A 5,320-nucleotide genomic window follows, 5' to 3' on the forward strand; every position below is an offset into this window, starting at 1 on the left:
CCGACGGCTACGGGGTGCACCTCAACCCGCACAAATCGGACCCGATCCGGCTCGGCCCCGGCGATTCGGTGATCGTGCTCGCCGAGGACGAGCACTGAACCGCCGCTGATCGAGGTTGTCCACTCACCCTGGCGCAGGCGCTGGACGAGATCGAGCACTGACTCGCAACCGCTGATCGAGCTTGTCGAGATCCTTCTGAGGGGTCTCGACAAGCTCGACCAACGGTCCCTCCCCGGGCCCGTCCGTCATACCGGGTGTCAGACGGGCAGGTGCCGGGCCCACCAGTCCAGGATCGCCTCGAAGCGCTGCCGGCGATGCCACGGGGTTCCCGATCGGGAGAGCTCGTGGTTCTCGCCGGGGAACACCAGCAGTTCGGCGTCCACACCGGCCTGCTTCAGCTGGGCGTAGTAGCGCAGGCCCTGTGACAAGGGGCAACGCAGATCCTGCTCGGAGTGGATGACGAAGGTCGGGGTGGTCACCCGGTCGGTGAGCAGCATCGGCGACTGGGCGTCCAGCTGCTCCTTCGAGCCGTTGTACTGCTGCGGGAAGTACCAGCCGATGTCCGAGCTACCCACGAAGGACGCCGGGTCGAGGTAGCCGCGCTCCACGATGGCACCTGCCCAGCGATGGTGGTGGGCGATGATCCAGGCGGTCAGGTAGCCGCCGTACGAGCCGCCCATGATGCCGACCCGGGCACTGTCCAGCCCCGGCACCATCGCCATCGCGTGGGTGAGGAAGGCGAGCACGTCGGCGGCGTCCAACGATCCGAACGCGCCCTGGATCGCTCGGCCGTGCTGCGGCCCGTAGCCGGCCGAGCCGCGCGGGTTGCACATCACCACCGCGTAGCCCGCCTCGGCGTAGACCTGCGCTTCGTCGAAGAACGCCGAGGTGTACTGGGCGAACGGGCCGCCGTGGATCATCAGCAGCACCGGGTGCGGCCCCTCGCCGGCCGGCGTCACCACCCACCCGTGCACCGGGTAGCCGTCCGGTGCGGTGGCGATGAGCTCGACCGACGGCCGGATCTCGACCGCTTCCCGCAGCGCGGCGCCGAAATCGGTGACCGCCCGCACCGTGACCGTGGGGGCGTTCTCCCCGGTCAGCGGCTGACCGGATTCCAGCACCCCGACCTCACCGAAGCTGGTCGCGTCGCGGTAGGACGTCACCACCCGGCCCGCGGACGCCGCAACACCGGTCAGCAGCACGCCGCCGTCGATCAGCACCTCGACCCCGGCGGTGCTCACCCGGAGCAACTGCGACGCCCCACGATGATCGGTGATCGCCAGCACTCCGTCGCCGTCCGGCGCCAACTCGCCGGTGACCAGCACCTCCTCGGACGTGAGCCGCTCCGGTCCGTTCGCACCCAACCGGAACACGCCGGGCTGCGCGGCTACGTACTCCAAGCCCGACTCGCCCAGATCGGCCGCGGTGAACCAGATCGCGTCGCCCGCCAACACCGCTGAGCCCACACTCAGCGACCCGGTGGTGAGCCGGGTCGACTCGCCGCCGTCCACCGGCACCCGCAGCAGGTCGTCGATCAGGTTCTCCGGCTCGCCGGTCCGCCCCGCCACCACCAGGACGGCGCTGCCGTCGGCGGTGAAGCAGGGCGCATGGTGATCGGTGTCCGCGCTGGTCAGCTGACGTGCCATCGGGACGCCGTGGTCGCGCAGCGCATCGGCGCTGAGATCCTGTGCCGCACGTCCGACCGGACGCACCGGCGGCTCGCCGAAGACGTCCGGGACGTCGGTGACGAACAACTGGTTGCGGCGATCCCGGGACCAGCCGAGCCCGTTGGCCTGGAAGGCCAGCGTGGTGACGTGCCGCGGGTCCTCGTGCGCGGCGTCGACCCCGTCCAGGGTGCCGTAGCGGCCGTCCGCCGGTACCCGCGCGATGAAGGCGAGCGTGCCGCCGTGCGGTGCGAAGGCGAAGTCGGAGACGCCGAGCGGCTGGTTGGTCACGCAGACCGCCTCACCGCCGCCGCTCGGGATCAGATGCACCTGCGGCCGTCCGCTGGCGTCGTCGCGGAGGAACCCGATCAGTGAGCCGTCGGGGGAGAAGCGGGGCCGGCTGTCGTGCTGGCCGCGGGTCAGCCGTCGCGGGCCGGAGCCGTCCAGTGGCACCCGCCAGAGCTGGCCGACGTAGCCGTCGGCGTCGAAGTCGGGTCGGCTGGTGGCCACCACCGCCCAGCTGCCGTCGGGGTGCAGGGCCGGCGCCGAAACGGCGGTGAGCAGGGGCAACTGATCAGGTCGCATGACCAGACACTAAAGGATCCGCTGATCAAAGCCTTCCATCGTCGTCCCGGGCTTGATCCGGGATCTCTCCCCCTCGGAGATCCCGGGTCGGGGCCCGGGATGACGCGATGATCAGCGTTTCCTCAGCCAAGCCCGCACTAGCCGCCGCCCAATCCCCGGCACTCACCTCGACCACCCGAGGCGGCGTCCACTAGGTTCGTCCCCTACAGGCGAACTCGAAGGGGAGTGTGTCATGGCGTCCGGACGCGTGTTGGTTGTCGGTTCCTTGAATGCGGATCTGGTGGTGCGGACGGCCCGGATTCCCGGACCGGGAGAGACGGTGGCGGGCTCCGACCTGGTGATCGTGCCGGGCGGGAAGAGCTCCAACCAGGCCGCGGCGGTCGGCAAGCTCGGCGGCGACGTGGCGATGCTCGGCTGCGTCGGCGACGACGGCAACGGCGCGATGCTGGTGAAGAGCCTGGAGGACGCCGGGGTCGACGTCAGCCAGGTCAGGGCCCTGGAGGGGGTCTCCACCGGCTCGGCGATGATCGCCGTCGACGATGCGGGCGAGAACTGCATCATCGTCAGCCCGGGCGCCAACGGACGGCTCAGCGCCGACGATGTGAACGCCGCCGCCGACTTCTTCGCCACCGCCGACTCCTCATCGGTGCTGACGCTGTGCCTCGAGGTGTCGCTGGACGCGGTGAAGGCCGCGGCCCGCAACGCCCGCGAGCGCGGCGCGAAGGTCGTGCTGAACATCTCGCCCTACATGAAGGTGGGCGCCGACCTGCTCGACCTGGTCGACATCCTGCTGGTCAACAACCACGAGCTCGCCGACCTGACCGGCCAGGCCGAGTTCGACCCGCTCGGCGACTGGACGTCGGTGATCGAAGCCACCAACGCCGCGCTCGGCGCCTCCGGCCCCCGGACGGTCGTGGTCACCCTCGGCGCCCAGGGCGCCCGGATCATCGACCTGGACGCCGGCACCGCCTCGCAGCAGATCCCCTCACCGAAGGTGAAGCCGGTCGACACCACCGGCTGCGGCGACGCCTTCCTGGCCGCCTTCTCCTTCCGGATCGCCGCCGGCGACGACCTGGAGCAGGCGGCCGCGTTCGCCGTCCGGGTCGGCGCCTACGCGGCCACCGGCGAAGGCGCGCAGAACTCTTACCCCACCGCAGAGCAGCTCGCCAGCTGGACTCCGTGACGAATCGCTGACTTCGTTGGTCGAGCTTGTCGAGACCTGGGACGACCTGATGCTGGCAAGGGGTTTCGACAAGCTCAACCAGCGGAGGCCGCGTTGATCAGCGCTTCCCCGAAGGACGGGACACCGACCACCGTGGCGACGACCGGACTGCGCCGGCGTCCGCTCCGGTTCCGCGCCCGGCACGCCGTCGCAGTGTTCGCCGTCCTGATCCTGCTCTCCTACGGCATCTCGATGGCCGAGGTCTACAGCGCCCTGGCGCAGCGGCCGAAGGACTGCAACGTCCGGCAACTCGCCGCCGCCCCGGACGCCGCCACACCGGCAGGCTTCGCCGACCCGGACTGGCTGGTACAGCGGCGCGGAACCGTCAACGACGCCAGCTGCCTGAACCGCACCGCGGTGTACGGGGTGGCGCAGCCGACCGATGAGGCCGAACTGGGGAAGGCGCTGGCCTTCGCCCGTGAGCACGACCTGAAGGTGGCACCGTCGGGGGCCCGGCACAGCATGGGCGGACAGGCCTCGTGGCCCGGTGCGCTGATCCTCGACATGACCGCGATGAACCGGATCACCATCGATGAGGCGTCCGGCACCGTACGGGTCGGCGGCGGCGCGCTGTGGCGGCAGGTGCTCGAGGCGTTGCATCCACACGGGCTCTCGGTGACCGGCATGCCGAGCATCGATGTGCTGAGCGTCGGCGGCACCCTCTCGGTGAACGCACACGGCACCGACTTCCGCACCGGTTCGCTGGCCGGCACCGTCCGGAGCCTGCGTCTGATGAAAGCGGACGGCAGCATCGTCACCCTCGGCGCCGGTCACGATCCCGACCTGTTCCACGCGGTGATCGGGGGCTACGGGCTGTTCGGCGTCATCGTCGAGGCCGAGCTGGCCACGGTGCCGGACGAGCTGTACCGGCTCGAGCAGCGGGTAGTGGCCACCGCCGACCTGCCCGACGTGCTGGACGCGCTGGGGGCCGACGAGAACAACCGGCTGATGTCCGCGGACCTGGCCACCGCAGGCTCGCCGCTGCTGGACCAGGCGATCGTCTACACCCATGCGCGGTTCCCGGGTTCCGCGGACGAGCCGAGGCCCGAACTGCTGCAGGAGCCCGATTCGCCGCCGGCCCGCTTCCTGTTCAACCTGGCCCGGCACCGCGGCCCGGCCCAATGGCTGAAGTGGACGCTGCAACGCGACCTGATGCCCCGGTTGCGCCAGTGCGGCACGTCGCGCAACGAGGCGCTGCGTGCGGCCGAAGCCTGCCTGGTGTCACGCAGCCAGGCGATGTACAGCGACCTGAAACTGTTGCGCCACACGATCCCCCAGTACACCGACATCCTGCACGAGTACTTCCTGCCGCGGGACGCCCTGGTCCCGTTCCTGCGCGACACGGCCGCGGCGCTGCAGGACAGCCAAGCGGTGGCGCTGCACGCGTCCGTCAGAGTGGTGCATGCCGAGCCGATTCTGCTCGACTACGCCCGCGGCGACCGATACTCGGTGGTGCTGTACCTGAGCCAAGAGGTCTCCGCCGAGGGCAACCGCGACATGGCCGACCTCACCCGCACCCTGGTCGACCGGGCGCTGGCCGCCGGCGGCACCTTCTACCTGCCCTACCAGCAGCACTACTCCCGCGAGGACCTGGCCCGCGCCTACCCGCGGATCGACGAGTTCTTCGCGTTGAAGCGTCGCCACGACCCCGAGCTGCTGTTCATGAACAACCTGTACCGGCGATTCGCGTGAGCCGTTGATCGAGCTCGCCCCCGACCGCCGTTGATCGAGCCTGTCGAGATCCAGGGGTTTCGACAAGCTCAACCAGCGGTGGTCAGTTCGGTAAGCCCAGCCGTCGGCAGGAGTCGCTGATCATTCACGTCATCCCGGGCTCCGAACCGGGATCTCA

The 5,320-nt window shown here is 70.1% G+C and carries 3 protein-coding genes; 2 read left to right on the forward strand and 1 reads right to left on the reverse strand.

All coding sequences use genetic code 11. The features are described from left to right. Positions 1-257 precede the first annotated feature (257 nt). Positions 258-2,249, reverse strand: coding sequence for a S9 family peptidase (locus tag Q0066_RS15690; RefSeq protein ID WP_298134693.1), 1,992 nt, complete (start codon positions 2,247-2,249; stop codon positions 258-260). Between the two features lie 232 nt (positions 2,250-2,481). Between Q0066_RS15690 and Q0066_RS15695 the strand changes: the two genes are divergently transcribed. Then, complete coding sequence (locus Q0066_RS15695) at positions 2,482-3,432, forward strand: ribokinase (RefSeq protein WP_298134695.1); 951 nt, start codon at positions 2,482-2,484, stop codon at positions 3,430-3,432. 93 nt (positions 3,433-3,525) lie between these two features. Then, positions 3,526-5,163 (forward strand): FAD-binding oxidoreductase, encoded by a 1,638-nt coding sequence (locus tag Q0066_RS15700; RefSeq protein WP_298134697.1) that lies wholly within the window; start codon positions 3,526-3,528, stop codon positions 5,161-5,163. Positions 5,164-5,320 lie beyond the last annotated feature (157 nt).

Source organism: Micropruina sp., from assembly GCF_027492755.1.
Classification (GTDB): Bacteria; Actinomycetota; Actinomycetes; order Propionibacteriales; family Propionibacteriaceae; genus Micropruina.